Here is a 20,419-nt window from a genome sequence, read left to right as displayed (position 1 = left end):
TCCCACCGCCGAATGCAGGACGCAGCCGGACGTGGGTCAAAGGTCAGGCGGCCTTCAGACCCGGCGTTGCGCTTACTCCGGCTCGGGCCAGGAAAGTCCGATTGACTGGGCTGTGGGGCTTCAGTGCTAGGCGCTCATTGGCAAGGGCTTCCGCCAGACCGGTGAGCCCGCCGCGGATGGCCGCCTCGGTCAACGTCCAGTCGATGATGTCACGTTGCGCGTGGCTGCCGCCGAAGCTGTTGGCGATGTAGCGGGCGCCATAGAGGTGGTCGGCCGCGGCCTGGTAATCCCCGCGCCAGAACGCCACGAAGCCTTCGATCAGAGGCACGGCCGTGCGCCGCCCCCATTCGGCGGCGTCAGACCCGTCCGCGCGGTTCTCCCGATAAGCCCGCACGATGCGCTCAACGTCGCTTTCCCGGCCTGTTCCGAGATAGGCCATCACGGCGTGCCAATCGTTGAATGGATAAGTGCGGCCGTCGGCATGGTTTTCCCAGGTGGTCGCCAGTTCCCGCCAGCGCTCGCCCACGTCATGGCCTGAGAGATGCAGGCGCCAGAGGAGCGCCGAGGCATCGACCATGTCGATCGCCAGGGTGCTGCGGCTCTCCCGGATCGGCCCATCGTAGAGCGCGAACACCTCGTCGACCTGCCCGAGATCCAGGTGATAGAGCGAGCGGTGCCACCAATTGTGAACCTTGAAGAAATTGTCATCGCCGGACCAGTGCGGTTCGCGCGCGATCATCCAGCCGATGCCGTCCTCGGCGCGCCCCTGCATCTCCATCACGTGGGCGACCGCATGGTGGGCCCAGCAGTCGAGCGGTTGCAGGTCCACGGCGCGCCGGCCCATCTCCTCGGCCCGGGCGTAGTCACCCGCCTCCTCAAGCCCGAAGGCATGCATGCCGAGCAGGATCGAGCAGCCCGGCATGTCGGGCGACCATTTCGGCAAGACTCGTGCGATACGGTCGCGCAGACCCCGCGCGCTCGCGCGGAAGAAATCCATAAGATGGCCGGACTGGAGCGCCACAAGGTCGTGCGGATAGCGTGCGTTGTGGCGGTCGAGCGCGGTCGCGGCGGCGGTCCAGTGCCCCTCGGTCACCAAGTCCAGCGCGGCGACGTGGGAGACCTCCCGGTCGGAGAGGCGGAGCGTCTTGGCCTTGCAGAGGATGGCCTTCGCCTCACTGGTGGCGTCCGGCTCCGTCGCCAGGCCAAACAGGTGAGCCTTCAGAATATGTGCCATTGCGAAGTCGGGGGCGGCCTTGATGGCATTGTCCAGCAATGCGACGGGATCGCCGCGATAGATGTTAAACGCCTCGACAGCCTCGTCAAAGAATTCCGCGGCCTCAACGGTTGCGCCTGAGAGCGAATTGCCCTGCTTATCCGTAGTCATGTTGGATCTCTCCTCGTTGTGGCACACCGCAAGATGTCTGTTCCGGCAGATGGTCCTGGCCAGCGGCGTTGCTTTCGACTTTGTGGCCCGGGTGTTACATTAGCCTCGCCGAAAGGCAGGTTATATGAGCGAGGCGCCGGTCCGCTTTGCCGATCCGCCGAATCTGCATCGGGTGTGAGTGATGGATTTTATCCTGGACATGTTCCGCACCATGCGGCTCACGGGCGGCATCTTTCTCGATGCCGATTTTACCGCGCCATGGTGCGTAACAGCGAAGGTGGGGCCTGAGGATTGTGCCCCGTTCACACCCGAGCCTCGCCAGATCATTGCCTATCATTACGTGACCGCCGGGCACCTACTGCTCAAGGTCAGCGGGCAGAAACCGATCCCGGTCGAGGGCGGCGAGATCGTCGTCCTGCCGCGCAATGATGACCATGTGATCGGCAGTTCCCTGACGATCCGCCCCATCTCTGCCGAACGCCTGATCCAGCCGAGCCCGGATGGCGGGCTGGCGCGCATCGTTCACGGAGGTGGGGGAGAGCGGACGCACATCTACTGCGGATTCCTGGGCAATGACATGCCGCACAACACTGTCACTGCAATGCTACCGAGTGTCCTCAAGCTCAACGTCGCCGATGGCGCATCCGGAAACTGGATAGAAAGCTCCTTCCGGTTCGCCGCGCAGGAACTTGCCGCGGGTCATGTCAATTCAACAGCGATCCTCGCCAAACTTGCCGAACTTCTGTTCATGGAGGCAGTGCGCCGGTACTTTGCCTCGCAGCCTCCCGGCCGCAACGCCTGGGCAGCGGGAATACACGATCCCATCATCGGACATGCATTGGGCCTCCTGCATGGTCAGATGACCCGACACTGGACCACAGAAGATCTTGCCCGGGAGATCGGCCTGTCCCGCTCTGCATTTGCAGAGCGCTTCACCCGCATCATCGGCGAACCGCCCATGCGCTACCTTGCCCAGCAGAGGCTGGTACAGGCCTCTGTACTGCTTAAGGAAACATCCGATGCCGTCGCGCGCATTGCCTATGCGGTGGGCTACGAGTCCGAGGCCTCGTTCAATCGGGCATTCCGACGGGAATATGGCGTTCCTCCCGCAGCTTGGCGTGGCTAACCCCTTGAAGAAAAGAGGCTGGATCGCGCAAAACGGTCGTGTGGTGCCTTCAAACAACAAAATCATGCTATCGTCCATCCGTTCGACAGAAAGGCACCAATCATGAGCGCTCGGCGAGACTTCACTTACGAGGAATGGAGCAGCCTTTTGCAGCTCTACCGGCATGAGAACGCTGCGTTGGCGGACGAAATTGATCAGAGGTTCGTCGAGCTTGGCGTTATTGAAAGAACGGTCGGCGGAACAAGTCTCAGTGCCGCAGGTAAGCGACTGGTTGAGCACGAGCTTCTGATGGAGCGAAGGAACCGGCTTCAGCGATGACGTGTCAAGCAAGCGTTGGCCGCTTGGTCCGACGGTAGTGGCTTGGAGGCATTGCTCTCAACAACCTCCCGTTCGATAAGCTGAAGGTGTTCTTCGACCAGCATCTCGCAGCCTGATTGGTGACACCTGCTAGGCCCGGGAAGACCGGATCACTCCGGGCTGGCAGGGCATTTCCAGAAAATCACGTCTGGTGGGAGCGCGCCGCATGTCCAGAACGGCCCATTTCGACAAAGAGCCAATCACGAAATGCTTTAACCTTTCGCTGAAGAAATCGCGCGGGGCGGATAGACCACGAAGTACTGGGACGAGGATTTGAGCGCGTGTTTGAACAAGATGTCCAAGATAATCGTCGCCGACCTGGAAGCGGCTTACGCCGGCAAGGTCGGCGCTTTTGGGTAAGAAGAATTGTCGTCATCGGAGCCAGTGCCGGCATAAGTCTCGGCGTGGCAGCACCTCGTGCACGAATGGTTGGAGTCTCCGATCTCGGACACTTATTCAATTCCAGGATCAGCCGGTCGTGCAGGCCAGCGCGATGCCGTCGGCGACCTCGCTGCTACGATCCGAAAGATTGCCCGTTGCCACCCTGATTTGATTGCTGGGCAGGATCGAGAACTTTGCGCCGGGGTGAACTGCGATCCCTCGCGCCGCCAAGGTGACCATCGCAAAAGGCTCCGACGAGACCGGAACCCAGGCGCAGAGGCCTGTTCCACCATCCACCTCTACGCCGCGCTCGCGCAGCGCATTCGTCAGCTCATCGTGGCGCTGCTGATAGATTTTGCGCGCGCGGGTAAGGATTTCGTCGGTTCTAGGATCGCGGAGCAGCCACGCTGCCGCCGCTTGCAGAATCCGGCTGGTCCAGCCGGCGCTGAAGCTCCGATAGGATTGAATCTGCTCCACGATCGCCCGGGAACTCGACAGCACGGCAAGACGCAGGTCCGGACCCAGCGTCTTCGAATAAGACAGGATGTGTATGACGCGGTCCGGATAGTGCCCTCCCAAGGAGTGCTTGGGTGCGCCGGAAATGTCGGCCACGCCATCGTCTTCGATGATCAGCGTGTCGCTCCCCGCCAGAACGTTTCCCAGAGCTTCCAGGCGGGCCTTGCTGACGCTTTGGCCGGTCACCGAGTGAAGCCGCGGCTGAAACAGAAATGCAACGGGGCGATATTTCATGGCCGCTTCGAGCGACGACGGCAGGGGGCCGTCCTTATCGCACTGAACGGGCAGGATGCGCACGCCCAGATCCTCGAGGATATCGAGAAGGCGCATGGCCGTCGGATTTTCGATTGCGACCGAAGCGCCCGGCATCACTAACGCATGCAACAGCGTATAGACGGCGTTGTATCCGCCGTTTGTTGCAAGAAAGGCCTCCGGCTCGTAGGGCCAGTCGCGCCGCACGGCCGCTTCGAGCTCCGGCAGGATACGGCTGCGTTCGTAGCTATTGAGATTTTCCGCCGAGGCGCCGTACGTCAGGGCGTCTGCCAGGGGCGGCAGCAGGCTTACATCCGGGACCGCCGCCGTGAGGTCGAGTACGCCCTCGCCGTAGTTGCCGGAACTTGCAAGCCTCTCGGGCTTGGCAACGAACCGGTCGCCGCTGATCCAGGTGCCGTTGCGGCCGCGCCCGCTGATGATCTTCTGGCGGCGCAGCTCGCTCCAGGCCTCAGAGATCGTCGCGGGGCTGACGCCAAGCGCGAAGGCAAGGTCGCGGATCGCAGGCAGCTTGGTTCCGACGGGAAGCGCGCCTGCCCTGATCAAGGCGCTGGTTTCCAACGCAATTCCGCGAATGGACTTGTCGCTTAACTTTTCGGCAAACCAATCGGCATTTCGTGTTTCGTTCATATTTTGCACCAAGATTAAATGTTCAATAACGTAATAACATTTGATCGAGGCAAATTGAACATTTATTTACAAGCAGAAATGACCATTCTTTGCGAGCGAAATGCATGACTGTAACGATACGGCTGGCCCTGCGCGACTGGGACTACATGACCCCGCTGGTGTTGGGAGAGGTCTCGTCACCCCGCCTCGACGTGAAGGTGGAAAGGGTTGGCACGCTCATCTCCCATATTGGAAAGGACGACGGTCACGACGCAGCGGAAATGTCCTTCAGCCGCTACGCCCAGCTTCGCGCCGACGGCGACGAGACTGTGATCGGCATCCCGAACTTCATCATGCGAGGCTTTCGCCATCGCTGCATCATCACGACGAAGGAGAGCCCGATCACGCAACTGCGTCAGCTTGCCGGAAAGCGGATCGGTGTGACCGGATGGCGCGATTCCGGAAACACCTGGACGCGCGCAGCTTTGCGCCGCGAAGGTGTCGGCGTCGAGGATGCGATGTGGTTTGCCGGCCGGTTGACGGAAGCCCACCCTGTCACCGATCGTCTCGACGGCTTTGGCCGCCCGGGACGCATCGAGGCAGCGCCCGGCGAGCGGCCGATGGTCGAACTCCTGAAAGAGGGCGGGCTGGATGCGGTTTTCACACCCTTCATGCCCGAGGGCTTTTTCGATAAAGATTCGCCGTTCCGCCAGGTGCTTGCAGATTTTCGCGGTGCCGAACGCCAATATTTCGACGACGTCGGCTACGTGCCGGGCATGCATCTCATCGGCGTCAAGGCGACGGTGGCGGCGGAACATCCATGGCTCCTCGAAGAACTCAGCACCTTGATCGATGAATCCAAGCGCGTCTGGACGACGAAGCGCCGCAAATATGCCGACACCACGCCGTGGATGCTCGATGAGCTCTTGAGGGTCTCGGCAGATCTGCCACCGGACTGGGACGAAAGCGGCCTTGATGCCAACCGTGCGATGATTGCCGATTTCGCGCGCGAACTGCACGCGCAGGGCATCCTGCCGCGAGCGCTCACGCCGGCAGAGCTTTTTCCGCTACAGACGTCTTCAGATCGCCCGCAGCTTGCCGCAGCCGAATCCTGAACCTTCATCCATACAAACCAAAAAGGGGAATAAGAAATGCCATTGAAATCCATCACCTCCTTCGCTCTTGCGAGCGCCCTGCTCACTGGAATGGCCATGGCCGAGGATGCAACGCTTCCGAAGCTCACCGTCAACGAGGAACTGCGGGCAAAGCTTCCCGAGGAGATCAAGACCGCCGGCAAGATGATCTCGGTCAACAACGGCTCCTTTCCGCCCTACGAGATTGTCACCGGAACGAAGATGGAAGGAGCGAGCGCCGACCTCACGGACGCGCTCGGCCAGGTGCTCGGCGTTACGATCGAGCACGCAACCGTCGGTGGCCTGCCGGCACTTCTCGCCGGCGTCAATTCCGGCCGCTATCAATTCGCCTTCGGCCCTGTCGGCGACTTCAAGAGCCGCGAAGAGGCCAACGATTTCGTCGACTGGGTGCAGGAATTCGTCGTCTTTGCCGTGCACAAGGGCAATCCGAACGGGATAACCTCGCTGGAGACTGCCTGCGGACAGCGCATTGCCGTCATGGCCGGCGGATCAGCGGAGAAGGTCATCAAGGTCCAGGCCGAAAAGTGCAAGACCGACGGCAAGGAGGCAATCGAGGTTCAATCCTTCACCGACCAGCCGAGCTCGATCCTTGCCGTCAGGTCCAAGCGCTCGGATGCATTCTTCTCCTCCCAGGCTCCCCTCACCTATTTCGTGTCGCAGTCCAATGGCCAGCTCGAGCTGACCGGCGTCGGCCAGAAAAACGGCTTTGAAAATCTCTATCAGGGCGCAGTCGTGCCGAAGGGATCGCCGCTTGGACCCGTGCTGCACGACGGCATGAAAGTTCTGATGGACAACGGCACCTATGCGGCAATCATGAAGAAATGGGGTCTCGAGAACAACATGATCAAAGAGCCGGGCATCAATCTCGGCGGGACATTGCCAAAATGAGCTCCAACAACGACAAAAGCGCATCGCCTTCGGGCGGTGCGGATCCCCGTGACGTCGTCAACGCGCACAAGCCGTTTCCCATCGATCGCCTGGTCCTTTGGACGCTGACACTGGGCATTGCGGCCGATTTTGGCTGGATCGTTGCAAACAACGAGAATTTCGGCTGGCCGGTCGTCGCACAATATTTCTTTGACCCGACGGTCATCAGCGGTCTCTACGTGTCCCTCGGACTGACCGTTGTTGCCATGCTGATCGGCATAGCGCTCGGCCTGCTGCTTGCGATCGCGCGGTTGTCGACGGACCGGCTCGCCCATTCCCTTGCCGGCCTCTTCATCTGGTTCTTCCGCGGCACGCCGCTCCTGGTGCAGCTTATTTTCTGGTACAACCTGTCGACGCTCTTTCCGTCGATTTCGATCACCGTGCCTTTCGGACCGACATTGGCCAGTTGGGACACCAATTCCGTCATCACGCCGATGACGGCGGCAATCGTCGGCCTGGCGCTCAACGAGGCGGCCTACATGGCCGAGATCATCCGCGGCGGCCTTCTCTCGGTCGACAGGGGCCAGGCGGAAACGGCGGAAGCCTTTGGCATGACGCGGGCACGCGCACTGCGCAGGATCATCATCCCGCAGGCGATGCGCTCCATCGTTCCGCCAACCGGCAACCAGCTCATCAGCATGATCAAGGCGACCTCTCTCGTCAGCGTGATCGCCATGGCGGACCTGCTTTATTCGGTCCAGTCGATCTATAACCGCACGTTCGAGATCATTCCGATGCTGCTCGTCGCCGTGGTCTGGTACCTGCTGATCACCTCGATCCTCAACATCGGCCAGGGCTATATCGAGCGCTACTACAGCAGAGGCGACAGACGCTCCGGCAGCGCGGCGAAGCCTGCCGGACAGGCGGGCACGCCGATCGTACCCGATACCCCCTCACCCGTCATCGCACAGGAGGCGAGCCATTGAATGCCCTTGCAACTGTCGAACCGCTCGTCCGTGCACGCAATGTTCACAAATCCTTCGACCAGCTTGAAGTCTTGAAAGGGATCGATCTTGACGTCGCCCCTGGCGAGGTCGTGGTTATCCTCGGGCCTTCCGGCTCGGGCAAATCGACCTTCCTGCGCTGCATCAACCATCTGGAGTCCATCAATCAGGGCTCGATCATGGTCGATGGAGAGCAGATCGGTTATCGATTGCGAAAGGGCCGGCTTGAGAAGCTCTCCAACAATGCAATCGCCGCACAGCGGCGCAAGATCGGCATGGTCTTCCAGCAGTTCAACCTCTATCCGCACATGACCGCGCTCGAAAACATCATCGAGGCGCCGGTTGGCATCCATGGCGAAAGCCGCAAGGCCGCAACGGAAAATGCGCTGATGCTTCTGGAGCGCGTCGGCCTCTCGGAAAAAGCCGGCAGTTATCCGCGCCAGCTTTCCGGCGGCCAGCAGCAGCGCGTGGCGATCGCACGGGCTCTGGCGATCAAGCCGAAGCTGATGCTGTTCGACGAGCCGACCTCCGCACTCGATCCCGAACTCGTCGGTGAGGTCCTTTCCACCATGCGGGACCTGGCAAGCCAGGGATTGACCATGATCGTCGTCACTCACGAGATTGGTTTTGCGCGCGAAGCGGCCGACCGGGTCATCTTCATGGATGGCGGCAAAGTCGTCGAACACGGCAAGCCCGAAGATGTCCTCGGCAATCCGCAGCATCAACGCACGAGAAGCTTTCTCCCGCGCTTCATCTAGCCGGGCAATCTGTACGCTCCGCATTCTGCCCGTGCCGCCAACCGCGGCGCGACCATCCCGTTCATTCTAGCTATCGGAACTGACTGATGACACGCGACAACGCTTTTGCCCGCATCTCCGACTTCGAGCCGCTCAAGGAAGAGCTTGTGGCGACCCGCCGGCATCTTCACGCCAATCCGGAACTGTCGTTCGAAGAGGTCGAGACGGCACGCTTCGTCGCCGAAAAACTGGAATCCTGGGGCTACGAGGTTTTCCGCAATGTCGGCGGCCACGGTGTCGTCGCTCGTCTCAAGGTGGGCAGCAGCCCGCGCAGTATTGCGATCCGCGCCGACATGGATGCCCTTCCGATCCAGGAAGAAACGTACCTGCCTTATGCGAGCCGGGCAGCCGGCAAGATGCATGCATGCGGTCACGACGGCCACACGACGATGCTGCTTGGGGCTGCGGAATATCTGGCGCGCACCCGCCGTTTTGACGGAACGGTCAACCTGATCTTTCAGCCCGCCGAGGAAGCCGGCACCGCAAGCGGTGCTGAAGCGATGATCGCCGACGGATTGTTCGAACGCTTTCCGTGCGATGCGATTTTCGGGCTGCACAATCACCCCGGCGCGCCGGAAGGCACCTGGCTTTTGCGTTCCGGTCCATTGATGGCCGCTGCCGACACGGTAAAAATCACCATCAAGGGAAAGGGCGGCCACGCCTCCAGGCCGCATCTGACGGTGGACCCCGTCGTCATTGCGTGCAATCTCGTCGTCTCTCTGCAGTCGGTCGTTTCGCGCAGCATCGATCCGACGCAGACGGCAGTCGTTACCGTCGGCTCCATCCATGCCGGTGAGGCCTCGAATGTCATTCCGGACATCGCTACGCTTTTGCTGAGTGTCCGGTCCTTCGAACCGGCGATCAGGGACATTCTGGAAGGGAGGATCCGTAGACTGACGGCGAGCGTCGCGGAAGGCTATGGCGCCAGGGCCGAGGTCGACTATCTGCGCGGCCACCCGGTCGTCATAAACTCCGAGAAGGAAACCGAATTTGCCCGAGGCATTGCGGAGGAACTGGTCGGCCCGGACCAGGTCTTAACGTGCCCGCTGATCCCGGGAAGCGAGGATTTTTCCCATTTTCTCGAGCATAAGCCGGGCTGCTTCCTGCGCCTTGGCAACGGTTTGAAGTCGGAGATCCTGCACAGCTCGAAATTCAACTTTGCAGACGAAAACCTCACGGTTGGTGCCGCCATGTGGGCGCGGCTGACAGAGAAATTCTTGGGCTAGAATTCCGTGACGCACTCGCAAGCATGCGCGCGCCGTTAACCTTGGCAATAAAGATTGTATTCAGTCTTTTTTGGTAATTTTCCATTAGCCATTCATGCCAGCCGGTCCCGGCGGCAAGGGATTGGCGTCGGCGGCAGTTGTTTTGCGTACGGGTTCTTATGCGTTTATCGAATGTGACAGCAATCTTTTTTGCGTGCCTGACATTGGCCGGTTGCGCCGCCAATTCTCGTCCTGCGACCGTTCAGGCCGGGCGGCCATCTGAGGAGACGACGGGCTCGGTTACCCAATCAACCGTGCCCGTCCCTGCCGCCAATGTCGGCGACGTTGCCCTGCAGGGCAACCCGCCGCAGGAGACGTTGGCCTGGGCGGGATCGGTGCCGCAGCCGCAGGCGTTCGCGCCGGCTTCAAGAACCGTTGGCGCGCCCATCCCGTCAGACCGGCCGATTGCCATGCTGGCGCCGGAAAAGCCTGAAATGAGGGCAGCTCCGCAGACGCGCTCGCAGATTTACGGCTATGGCTTCCGCGACGCCAAGCCGATCAATTTCGGGTCCATATCGCCCAGAAAGCTTGCCGTGCATGGCGTCGACGTTTCGCGCTGGCAGGCGGAGATCGATTGGGAAAGGCTCCGGAGGCAGGGGGCGAACTTCGCCTATATCAAGGCGACGGACGGCGGCGATCATCTCGATCCGATGTTCAAGAAGAACTGGCGCCGGGCCAAGGAGGCCGGCTTAAAGCGCGGCGCCTATCACTTCTTCTACTGGTGCCGGACGGCCGGCGAACAGGCCGACTGGTTCATCCGCAACGTTCCGAAGGAAGCGGGTGCTCTTCCGCCGGTGATCGACGTCGAGTGGAACGGCGAATCGAGCTGCAAGAGACGGCCTTCGCGCGAGCGGGTGCTCGAAAAAATGCAGGTCTTCATGGACAAGCTTGAGCGGCACTACGGCCAGCGTCCGATCATCTACACGGCGCCTGACTTCTATCGCGACAATCTGAAGGGCGCGTTCCTCGACTATCCCTTCTGGCTGCGCTCGGTGGCCGCTCACCCGTCCAAGGTCTATCCAAAACGGAAGTGGGTTTTCTGGCAGTATTCGGGTTCCGGCCTGTCGCATGGCGTCGATGGCCGGATCGATCTCAACGTCTTCCATGGTGATGAAGACGATTGGCACAACTGGGTGGCGTCACGGTAGCCGCGAGCGAGCGGGCCAGCTTCAGCTTGCTTCTTGGAAAGCAAGGGATTCTCCCGCCCCCACCGTAGCCGTGGCAGACCGCGTCGGCTTGCAAGCCGACGCAATTCCTACAGGTTCCAGTAGTAGACGGCGAATCGTCTTTGGCCTATCGATGGATCCATGCGATCGTCCTTGGAACATCTGCCGGAAGAAAAGCAGCGCGAGCTTGCCCGCGTCGTTGCGATCATCCATGAGGAGTTCGCCGATGCGCTGTCAGGCACGTCGGCCGCCTTCAAGACGCGCGGCCGGATCTTAAAGATCATCCTGTTTGGCTCGCATGCGCGCGGCACTTGGGTCGACGAACCGCACACGATGAAGGGCTACCGCTCCGACTACGACATCCTGGTGTTGGTCAATTCCAAGCAGCTGGCAGAGCCGCAATACTGGGACAAAGCCACCGACCGGCTGATGTGGGAAAAGGACGTGAAGACGCCGGTCGGGCTGATCGTTCATGGTGCCAGGGAGGTGAACAACTTCCTCGCCGACGGCCAGTATTTCTTCGTCGACATCCTGCGAGAGGGTATCGTGCTCTACGAGCTCGACGACCGGCCGTTGGCCGAACCGAGAAAACTCTCCGCCGTCGACACGTATAGGGTGGCAAAGGAGCATTTCGAGAACAAGTTTCCCACAGCACTGAGCTTCCTGGACACCACCCAATATCTGCTCAAGAAAGGCCAACTCGGTCACGCAGCATTCGAACTGCACCAAGCGGTCGAAGCCGCTTACTCATGCTTGCTCCTGACGCTCACCAACTACAGCCCGCCGTCGCACAATCTGAAATTCCTGCGCGGGCTCGCCGAAGACCAGGACCGCCGGCTGATCGACGCCTGGCCGCGCGACCAGCACCGCTATACCGCATGGTACAACATCCTCAACGAAGCCTATGTGAAGGCGCGCTACTCGAGGCACTTCGAGATCACCGAAGACGCGCTTGGCTGGCTGCTTGAGCGGACCGAGCATCTCCATCAAACGGTCGCGGCCATCTGCAACGACTATTTGGCGGAACTGGCGCGGGCAAGCAGTGCCAACTGAAGACCGATCCTCAGACTCGCGCTCGAAATGCGGCGTTACGCAAGGGCCTCAGGGGTTGGAATCCATGGTCCCCAGGCAGGCGCAATTTGTGCCTGTAGCGCTCCATTCCGGCATGATGCCCCCCAAAAATGTGGATATTTTTCAGCTATTTGCGCGCTCTTCGGACCAAGCGACCCCTTCTTAGCTCAGAGCACTTTGCAACCAGAGGCAACACGAAAAACTAGCTGGGGACCCATTTCATCCGAGGCAAGTTCTTCCGTTCTTTGGCCGGAAGCGGACTGACTGCTTTTGGCGGCTTCAGAAGGTAACTGCCTTTCCGTGGAGGAGTCGGTATCAGGTTAAAACACAGGGGATCACCCCGATTGGCAATACGGCGTGGATCAAGATGTCGCGGTCGCCGTCATTGGACGACGGGTCGCTGGACTTCGTGCATGACCAATTTGTCTGCGGAAGACGCTTTCGCGTTCTCAACGTCGTCGACGACGTGACGCGTGAATGCCTGGCGGCGTCCCCGACACCTCGATCTCCGGCCGTCGCGTTGCTCGCGAACTGACAGCGCTGATCGAGCAGCGTGGCAAACCCGGTATGATCGTCTCCGACCACGGCACGGAATTCACCTCGAACGCCATTCTTGCTGGTCGAAGGATCATAAGGTCGAGTGACAGCGAGCTTGATGGCCCCGAAAAAGGTGCGCGAGTTTTCTCATACTGGGTCGCGATGCCCCGAAACTGATAGACCCACGCACTGAAGGGAAGCAAGGGGCAGAAGTTCGGAAACCGACAGGCCGAGAACCGTATCGAGGATGCGGGTCTGGAGCTTGCCGACAATTTTATCGAGGAAGCGCAACGTCAGTCACAGTGTGGCCGAGACGCTGGAAAGCCTCTTGCGCGCTGCCCTTGCCGGTCCAGGCCCGGCAGGTCAATACCTAGTAACCGCTTCGACATCGTACACCTTTGAAGCCCGGGCTAATGTATGCTTTCATTTACCCAATCAGCAACATCCCCGACGTCGGTATAAACACCATAGAGCCCCTCGTGACCACATTGAAGATTTGCATCTGACGGCCCCATCCCCCAACTGACGATCCCAATCTGAATGGTATTGCGGCCGGCACCTGCAATCAACGGCCCGCCACTATCTCCTTGGCAACTGTCTCGCTTGCCATTGGCGACACCCGCACAGATCATAGATTCGTCGAGTGGATCCGCAATATCGCTGATGTTGAACACTTCAGTTGCGCCCGCCGCGGCAGCTTCTTTTTCAGCCTCCTGCTTTAGCAGATTTTTGAGTCCGGCATTGCAAGCATCGTTCGGGACGATACTAATTTCCGCTTGCATAAGGTCTATAGGACTTGCTCCCTCGTCTGTTAGTCCCCAGCCTACGACCGTAGCGTTGCCCCTGCCTTCGGCCGATCCGATTGTGGTCGCAACCGCATCGGATGGCTCAGCCAGTCGGATCAACGCAGCGTCATAGCTCATTGTTTGGGGATCGTAACCCGGATGCATCTTGATCTCGGCCACTTCATGCCTGACACCATCTGTCAGCGTCGTCGCGCCGACAAGTATGGTGATGTCCCGGTTAGCATGAACTTCACCGTCATTATCAACGCAATGAGCCGCAGTGAGTACCCATTGCGAAGCGATAAGGGACCCGCCGCAGAACTGCGCCTGATATTGCGACATTGCACTATCGTCCAAATACTCGCTGCGCATTAACGCAACCTGGAAAGGCCACTCACCCTTTTTTGCAGGAATGCCGCCAATAACCCTGTCCCGCTCCTTTCCTGCCCGTGCCTTCGGAACAGAGTCGTAGGGTGCGTTGTAGGCGACCCGAAATCGTTCCATCGCCTTGTTGACGAACTGAGATTCAGCGGCGCTTGCAACGGACACCGTCGCCACTAATGTAGCGGACAAAGTGATGGATTTGGGCAATGATTTAAGAAAATGGATCCAAGACACAGCGGACGCATGGCGAACGTTCTTCATTCTCCCCTCCCAACCCTGAAAACGCCTAACTGTGCGTGAATTTTAGAAAAAAGAAAAGTTCCCTTCAAAGAAATGGGCGCATCGCCTTGGCTGTACGCATGACGACGAACCCCATACTTGCGCTGCCAGTAATTGCACCCCTGATTCAGCTAAACGTTTGCAACAATGACGCAACCCGCAGTCTCGCCAAGACCGATCGTGCTCAACTCCTTTGCATGCCTTTCCCGGGCTAACTCCAATTGCAGTGCCATTGCATGCCGCGCGCCGCACGGCGGCAGATAAGGCCGCGGCCACAGGAATGCGTGGCCGTCCTGAATGTCCGACCACGGCCCGTGCCGCGCGAGAAGGTCTCACGGGCAGCGATGTGAGCATCGGCCGGGCAGTTGCCGAAGGTCTTTGGGGGAGCGGTCGGCGGAGTGATCGCGTTCTGCAACGTGCGCTTCGCCGGCGCCTTGATCTCGGCGCAGCGGCCGTTTCTCTCCTGCTGGTTCTGGGCGCAAACGAGCGGACAGATCCGCGACTTCTGCGTGCGAAGCCGCTCAAGCACATCGCCTGAAGGCTCAAGTGCCGCAAGCTCGACCTTGCTGCGTCTGGCGAACTGCCCCAGCGCCCGACGGCTGCCGTCACCCCAGAGTCCGTCCTCGTTGCCGGCACCGCAGCCAACGCGGTTCAGTTCCTTCTGGATCGAGCGCACTAGTTCGCGGTCCGGCGCTCCGGCATCGGGGGTCGCGCCGCCCGTACTCGGGGGGGCAAGTGCTGCCAACTTCTTCTCGGCGGTAGACAGATCGACGTCAGCCCTTGCGGGCTGCTGCACGGTTCCAGCGGGCTTCGCCTCAGCGGCGGGCTGCTCCGCTGCTGCCCTTTCAATAATCCGGATTTTTGCCTTCGCCAGTGAGACAAAGAGTCCGTTCGGATATTGCTGCAGATAGGCATCGAAAAAATCCCGGTCAGTCGACGCCTTTATTGTGTCCCAGAAGGCAAGCTCGGCGGCATTGTCCGTTCTGCCGGTATCGGCTATCGCGGGCCCCAGCTTCGCCAGGGGCTTCAGCACTACCTCGCCAGTAAGCGAGGAATTGTCCCAAGGCACCTGTTTTCCATGTGTCGCCTGGAGCACGTCGCGACGAACGTCGATCAATTCACGGGTAATATCCCGGCCGGGCTTGCCAAGGTGACGTAGAAGTGCAGCGGTAAAGGGAGAATTGCGGCCCTCGCCATCGAGCGCCACATTGCCTGGCTGAGTGGCAAAGGCGATGAGAGAGCCGACACCACTTCCAACCTTGGCAAGCCCACGGCCGACCGAGAAAGAGCGTGTTCCCATGGAGCGGGCGAGATTGACCGCCAGCGGATTGTCACGGCAGGCGTCGAGGAACACGAGATTGACGCGCGTCGTGCGTTCCATGGCTGACAGGATCAAGTCCATCGGCACCGCCTCGAATTCCAGGTCGATATACGAAAGAAGCTTCGCATCGACAGGCGCGATATAGTTCTCTCCATTCACCTGCAGACCGTGGCCGGCATAGTAGAATAGAGCGATGTCGGCACCATCGAGGCTGCTGACGAAATCGCTGATCGTGCGCCTGGCGCCGGCGAGATCGAGGTCGCTACCGACGACAACCTCGAAGCCGAGATCCCGCAACTTCGCCGCCATGTCGCCTGCGTCGTTCCCAGGGTTCGGCAACATCGGCACATGCTGATAGGCAGAATTGCCGATGACCAGCGCCACGCGCTTCTCAGCGAGCGCCTGCGAGCACATCAGCACCAAAAGGATCGTCAGGGCGATGCGAAGGCACTGCATGTCATACCCCCCGGCATGCTCGTCCATGCCCTTGAACGTCGCCTGTGCCGCCCCAGCGTTTCCGCCCAGGGGAAGGGTACGACTGATCGCACCCGGCCCTTGTCCGTTTCGAGAAACGACCGCAGGTCTGGTCTATGGATTAACGACCTTGGCTCGTTTTCAATCAATTGCTAAATAGGATTAGGCATGCATATGCATTGTGCTTAGACGTCAGCAGACTTTAGCTATTTTACGACCGCCGTTCTTCTTATGCGGACAGTGCGTTCTCCGCGCAGCCTCGTGGCTGCCATGGCTGAACTGATCGACTCGATCCGTCAGTCACCCAAAGTAGGCATGGTTGATATTCCTTTTCGACGGTGAAGCAATTCACGCATTAGTATACAAATGCGTAGACATTCGCTCCGAAACTAACGAACCACATTTGGTCGCGTAGGGGAGACCACATCGTGCTATCCAGTTCCCTGAGACCCATGCTGTTAGGCGCCGCGAGCTCGGCGCTGTTTGCAACGCTTGTTGTGACGTCTCCTGCTTCCGCTCAAACCAATTACGCGGTCATTGTTGGCGTTACTGAATACCCTAAATTTCCGAAGGCCAATTGGCTTGTGGGCCCAGGGAATGATGCCACATTAGTGCGCGAGTATCTCACGAAGCGATCCCCTGTCCGCTTTGAGCCAACAAATGTTACGCTCTTAGCGGACAATGTGAATGGAGCCGGAGAGCCCACGCGCGCGTCAATCCTCTCAACGCTGGATACTTTGGGGAGGCAGGTTGGCAGTGGTGATTTTGTTTACATCCACTTTTCCGGACATGGCTTCCAGCAACCCTCAGATGACTCGTCCGAAACAGATGGTCTTGATGAGATCTTTCTTCCGAAGGACACCGAACGCTGGGTTGATGAAACCAAGCGGTTGCCCAATGCAATAGTCGATGGCGAGATCGGCCAGAAGCTAGATAGGATACGTGAGAAGGGCGCGTTCATATGGGCTGTATTTGATACATGCAACTCTGGAACAGCTACACGCGCTGCGCCCGTTGACAATGCCAAAATTCGAAAAATTGGGCCGGAGGCGGTGGGTATGCCGCAGCAAGTGTTGCGGGCGAGCGAACGCCAGCGAGCGCTAAAGTTCTGGGAGGCGGAAGAACCAGACGAAGCAACCGCCGATATCCCGCACGCGGGTGGATTGGTTGCCTTCTTTGCCGCACAGTCGAATGAAACTACTCCGGAAATGCCTTTGCCGGAAACGAGATCTCCGATTTTTGGCCTATTCACTTACACTCTGTTCTCGAAGCTGGCTGAGAATCCCAATGTTACGTATCGCCAACTTGCAGATAGTATTCTGCAGTACTATGGGAGCATCAACCGCAACAGCACCACGCCTTTGTTCGAAGGCGATTTAGACGCGTCCGTCTTCGGACACAACCTCGGCAACTTTGTCCCTCAGTGGCCAATCAAATTGGCCAAGGACCATGCGACAGTACAAGCCGGTTTGCTGGATGGTCTGGGAGTTGGAACTCGACTGGCGATCGTTGATAAGCCCGCATCTTTAACCCAGAACGCAATTGGTTTTGTCGAGGTGACGAGCGCCGACAGCTTCTCGAGCCAAGTTGTTTTGTCTTCATCGCAGGTGAAGGATGCTTCTGCCGAAAAAGCTGGCGAGGCTCAGACCACAACGAAAATGATTAGGACACTCCGCGAGATTCCGCCAAGTAGTTATGTCCGCCTCATTGAGCGCGCATACGATTTCACACTCAAGGTAGCGCGACCGGCCGACACTGGCGATTACCCCGACAGTTTTGCGAAAGTCAACGAGTTGCTTGATGCCATTGTCGCCGACGAAACTTCACAGCTTAGCATTGAAATTGTGCAGCCCGGGATGCCCGCTGATCTTCGCTTAGCTGTGTTTGACGAGAGCGGCCTGAGGGGGGCCACTTTGGGTGCGAACCGGCGTCCGGCGCTCTGGTTCCTGCCTGAATCCGGTGAAGCTTCTCTGGACGTTGGGCGAACACCTCCTTCGATCGCGATACAGGGTCACACCCAAAAGACTCTCCGCGATACTATTACTCGATACCTCACAAGCATCTATCGCGCGACAAGTCTATTTAAGATTAGCCAAAGCTCCGATTACACTGCCGACGAAATCCAACTGAAGCTGACGATGAGAGCGAAAGTGACTGGCGAAACGGTAGGAATTACAACCAGCGGCATGACTCTAGCTACGCCAGGCGATATGGTCCGCATGCAGGCAATGAACAAAACTCGCAGCATGGTCGACATGAATATTATTTACATTGGGAGCGACTATTCCATCTCGCATATTCAAAGTGAACGACTTCAACCATCGGCGTCGTTCGATGAGGAGTCTCTTGAATTCACGGAGACAACCTACGGCAATGAATTTATTGTGGCCGTATTTACCGAGGCTCGCCCGCTTACCCGGACGCTGGACCTGAGCTTTCTCGCGCAGAAGGGTTTGCGCTCTGCGATGCGCCCCTCCTCTCCGAAGAACATCGCAGATTTGGTCCAGAGCATGGGTTTCGCGGCGACCGCACGCGCCGCGATACCTGTCAAGGATGCTACAAACGCTAAGCCGCGCGGCTCCATCATGTTGTTTCCGATTCGCACTGTCCCGCCTTCCTAAAGCAAGAGGTGAAGGATAACTGGAGCCAAGCAATTCATCTCAACGCTGCGAATATGAGATGCATATGGATCACGACGAGAAGAAGAGAATAGGCCAGGCCATCCAACGTTACATCGTGGAGAGAAAGCTTAGCAGGGAAGGTTTTGCGCATAAGACAGGCACTTCCCTCAGCAATGTGAACAAAATGGTGACTGGTCTCTTCACCGAAAAGGGTTTGGCCAAAGTTGAAAAAGGCACCGGAGTTCGATTTCGCTCTCGTGTATCGAGTGAGCGCTATGGCAGCTACACGTTTGAGGAAGCGGAGCGCTACCAGGGCACGTTCGAATATCTACGCTACTCGTTTGAGGATGTGGCCACCATTCACTGCTACTCGATGAGGATTGATTGGTCCGAGGAGAATGCATGCCTCCAAATACGGCACAAAGGCATCGCTGAGAGCGAATTCAAGCAATTCGGTTACATCTCCATGCCTAAAAGGGTGCCACACATCTTCATAGTTTCCAACGCCGGCGGGCTTCATAATCTCAACATACTGGGAGTGATGGATTTCACCAGAACCATGCATGGAGGCTTGTACACGATTGGCAGAATCGGCGAACAAGTCTTCGCACCGCGCCTTGTCCCGGTCGCTCTGTGCGGCACCAAAGAGGAAACGGAGACCCGCTACGTGCATCCAAAAGATCAAGATTACGAGCGGTATAAGCGCCTTATCGACACATCATGCGAAGTGGTGACCGCACAAGCGAGTTTGTTGATCAACAATCCCTCTCAAAGCCGTCTGCGGAGCAAGCTTCCGAATCCTCTGTCTCGGTAATTTCGAATTTGTGCTTCTTGCCTGTCGATCTGGAGGTGTAGGTGCAAGTTCCCCTACCTGCGGCTAACAGGCATACAAATGAGCCATACCTTGATCCGCCAAGGTCAACATGTCCGCCATATTCGTTCTGAATGGTTCCGGCACCCACAGTATTCCAACAGCCGCCAACGTGGGGCTGAATAGTGAGGGTCGTTCCGGTGAACTTGAAGTTCGGATATCCCAGACAATAAACGTCGTTGTCAGCAGAGCGGCTTGTTACGCTCAAAGTCCGATCAACGCTCCCATCGCTGAATCTCGAAATGACGAGCGAAAACGTCCTGCGAAGATTGAAGAGCTCGCCCTGCCACTCCCGGGTCCGTTGATATGCCGGCTCATCCCCACGGCTAAACTCCGGCGGCATACCCCCAAAGGGATTTGCGAGTTGCTCCGCTGGATGAGCGTAACACGCTCCTCCGAGGTATCCAGTGGCAAAGGCGCTGAGCAGCCAACGACGACGGTACATCCCCTCCCCCGCCTGCACGAAGAGCGCGATGTACATCGCGCTCTTCGTTTTTTACATCAGTAAGTGACGAAGCGGAAGCCACCGCCACTGTAGCTGGTAAGCTCCACATCGGAGATGTTGCAGACGTACTCGTGGAACACGTGCTCCGAGCCGTCATACGTTACCAACATCACATCGAAGTCGCATTGATGGCCGAGCGGATCTATGTACAGCGAGTCCCCGTATTCCAAGATGCTTGGGCCAAGCAGGCCATCGCTCCACTCCGTGGCAGGGCCGCGGATATAGACTTCGAAAACATCCTCGCCACTGTAGTTATGGAGTTCGAAGCGATTATTGGCGGCCTCGGCCATGCCGGTGGTCAGAAAAGTCACAGCGGCCAGGGTAGCCGCGAGAAGCGTCTTCATGGTATTTGTCCTTGTCTTGAGTTAACCGGGCCGGCGGAGAGGCGTTGTCCAGACTAATCTCTGCCGGCTTGTCTTTGGCTCCGTTTGCCTCTAACAAGCACAAGGTACGAAAGGCTATTTTCAATAGGAAGCGTCATTCCTTTCCCAAATTTCTGACAGGCGCCGGACGGCCCACTGCAATGAGTGAATTGTCCGCCACCAGCACTCATGAAGGCGGGCCGACGCGAATAGCAACCGCATTCTCGCGCGATTAGCGCGCCCGCTTCAAAATCAAAGCCCTTTCAAAGCCTGCTGGAGCGTTTTTCGCGTGGACCACGATACCTCCTACCGT

General features: G+C 58.6%; 16 protein-coding genes and 1 pseudogene. 12 read left to right on the top strand and 5 right to left on the bottom strand.

Features of this window, described 5'->3' with window-relative positions; genetic code table 11:
• Nucleotides 1–43: 43 nt before the first annotated feature.
• Entirely contained in the window at nt 44–1,384 is a 1,341-nt protein-coding gene (locus tag ISN39_RS24170; protein WP_194730760.1) for a tetratricopeptide repeat protein, read from the bottom strand.
• 178 nt (nt 1,385–1,562) lie between these two features.
• Here ISN39_RS24170 and ISN39_RS24165 point away from each other — a divergent pair, with 178 nt between their 5' ends.
• A complete protein-coding gene (locus tag ISN39_RS24165; RefSeq protein WP_194730759.1) occupies nt 1,563–2,510 on the top strand; it encodes an AraC family transcriptional regulator in 948 nt (315 codons plus the stop codon).
• A gap of 102 nt (nt 2,511–2,612) precedes the next feature.
• On the top strand, nt 2,613–2,828 hold the full coding sequence (locus tag ISN39_RS24160; protein WP_074072383.1) for a hypothetical protein: 216 nt from the start codon (nt 2,613–2,615) through the stop codon (nt 2,826–2,828).
• Nucleotides 2,829–3,335: 507 nt separating this feature from the next.
• Here the strand turns inward: ISN39_RS24160 and ISN39_RS24155 are convergent.
• Entirely contained in the window at nt 3,336–4,664 is a 1,329-nt protein-coding gene (locus ISN39_RS24155) for a PLP-dependent aminotransferase family protein (protein ID WP_194730758.1), read from the bottom strand.
• 104 nt (nt 4,665–4,768) lie between these two features.
• Between ISN39_RS24155 and ISN39_RS24150 the strand changes: the two genes are divergently transcribed.
• The 8 genes and pseudogenes from ISN39_RS24150 to ISN39_RS24115 form a co-directional block, all read left to right on the top strand.
• Complete coding sequence (locus tag ISN39_RS24150) at nt 4,769–5,758, top strand: nitrate ABC transporter substrate-binding protein (RefSeq protein ID WP_194730757.1); 990 nt, start codon at nt 4,769–4,771, stop codon at nt 5,756–5,758.
• Between the two features lie 36 nt (nt 5,759–5,794).
• Nucleotides 5,795–6,685, top strand: coding sequence for an ABC transporter substrate-binding protein (locus tag ISN39_RS24145; protein WP_194730756.1), 891 nt, complete (start codon nt 5,795–5,797; stop codon nt 6,683–6,685).
• The gene (locus ISN39_RS24140; RefSeq protein ID WP_194730755.1) at nt 6,682–7,650 is read left to right on the top strand and encodes an amino acid ABC transporter permease; all 969 of its coding nucleotides are present in this window, start codon (nt 6,682–6,684) and stop codon (nt 7,648–7,650) included. The genes ISN39_RS24145 and ISN39_RS24140 overlap by 4 nt, the downstream gene beginning before the upstream one ends.
• Nucleotides 7,647–8,426, top strand: a complete 780-nt coding sequence (locus tag ISN39_RS24135) for an amino acid ABC transporter ATP-binding protein (protein WP_194730754.1) — start codon at nt 7,647–7,649, stop codon at nt 8,424–8,426. The genes ISN39_RS24140 and ISN39_RS24135 overlap by 4 nt, the downstream gene beginning before the upstream one ends.
• Nucleotides 8,427–8,512: 86 nt before the next feature.
• Nucleotides 8,513–9,691 (top strand): M20 aminoacylase family protein, encoded by a 1,179-nt coding sequence (locus ISN39_RS24130; RefSeq protein WP_194730753.1) that lies wholly within the window; start codon nt 8,513–8,515, stop codon nt 9,689–9,691.
• A gap of 158 nt (nt 9,692–9,849) precedes the next feature.
• Complete coding sequence (locus tag ISN39_RS24125) at nt 9,850–10,878, top strand: GH25 family lysozyme (RefSeq protein WP_194730752.1); 1,029 nt, start codon at nt 9,850–9,852, stop codon at nt 10,876–10,878.
• 159 nt (nt 10,879–11,037) lie between these two features.
• Nucleotides 11,038–11,949 (top strand): nucleotidyltransferase and HEPN domain-containing protein, encoded by a 912-nt coding sequence (locus tag ISN39_RS24120; protein ID WP_194730751.1) that lies wholly within the window; start codon nt 11,038–11,040, stop codon nt 11,947–11,949.
• A 415-nt stretch (nt 11,950–12,364) separates the two neighbouring features.
• Nucleotides 12,365–12,608: pseudogene (locus ISN39_RS24115) on the top strand (DDE-type integrase/transposase/recombinase); the annotation flags it as partial.
• A gap of 306 nt (nt 12,609–12,914) precedes the next feature.
• On the opposite strand, the gene ISN39_RS24110 reads toward ISN39_RS24115, so the two are convergent.
• Entirely contained in the window at nt 12,915–13,934 is a 1,020-nt protein-coding gene (locus tag ISN39_RS24110) for a serine protease (protein WP_194730750.1), read from the bottom strand.
• Nucleotides 13,935–14,163: 229 nt separating this feature from the next.
• A complete protein-coding gene (locus ISN39_RS24105; protein WP_246763412.1) occupies nt 14,164–15,756 on the bottom strand; it encodes a caspase family protein in 1,593 nt (530 codons plus the stop codon).
• 443 nt (nt 15,757–16,199) lie between these two features.
• Here ISN39_RS24105 and ISN39_RS24100 point away from each other — a divergent pair, with 443 nt between their 5' ends.
• Entirely contained in the window at nt 16,200–18,368 is a 2,169-nt protein-coding gene (locus tag ISN39_RS24100; protein ID WP_194730749.1) for a caspase family protein, read from the top strand.
• Nucleotides 18,369–18,432: 64 nt separating this feature from the next.
• The gene (locus ISN39_RS24095; protein WP_194730748.1) at nt 18,433–19,182 is read left to right on the top strand and encodes a hypothetical protein; all 750 of its coding nucleotides are present in this window, start codon (nt 18,433–18,435) and stop codon (nt 19,180–19,182) included.
• A gap of 558 nt (nt 19,183–19,740) precedes the next feature.
• Here the strand turns inward: ISN39_RS24095 and ISN39_RS24090 are convergent.
• Nucleotides 19,741–20,088 (bottom strand): hypothetical protein, encoded by a 348-nt coding sequence (locus ISN39_RS24090; protein ID WP_194730747.1) that lies wholly within the window; start codon nt 20,086–20,088, stop codon nt 19,741–19,743.
• Nucleotides 20,089–20,419 lie beyond the last annotated feature (331 nt).

Origin of the sequence: Rhizobium sp. 007, from assembly GCF_015353075.1 — a bacterium.
Taxonomy (GTDB): Bacteria; Pseudomonadota; Alphaproteobacteria; order Rhizobiales; family Rhizobiaceae; genus Rhizobium.
The sequence above is the reverse complement of the archived record's forward strand: the minus strand, read 5'-3'. Positions and strand labels throughout refer to the sequence as shown.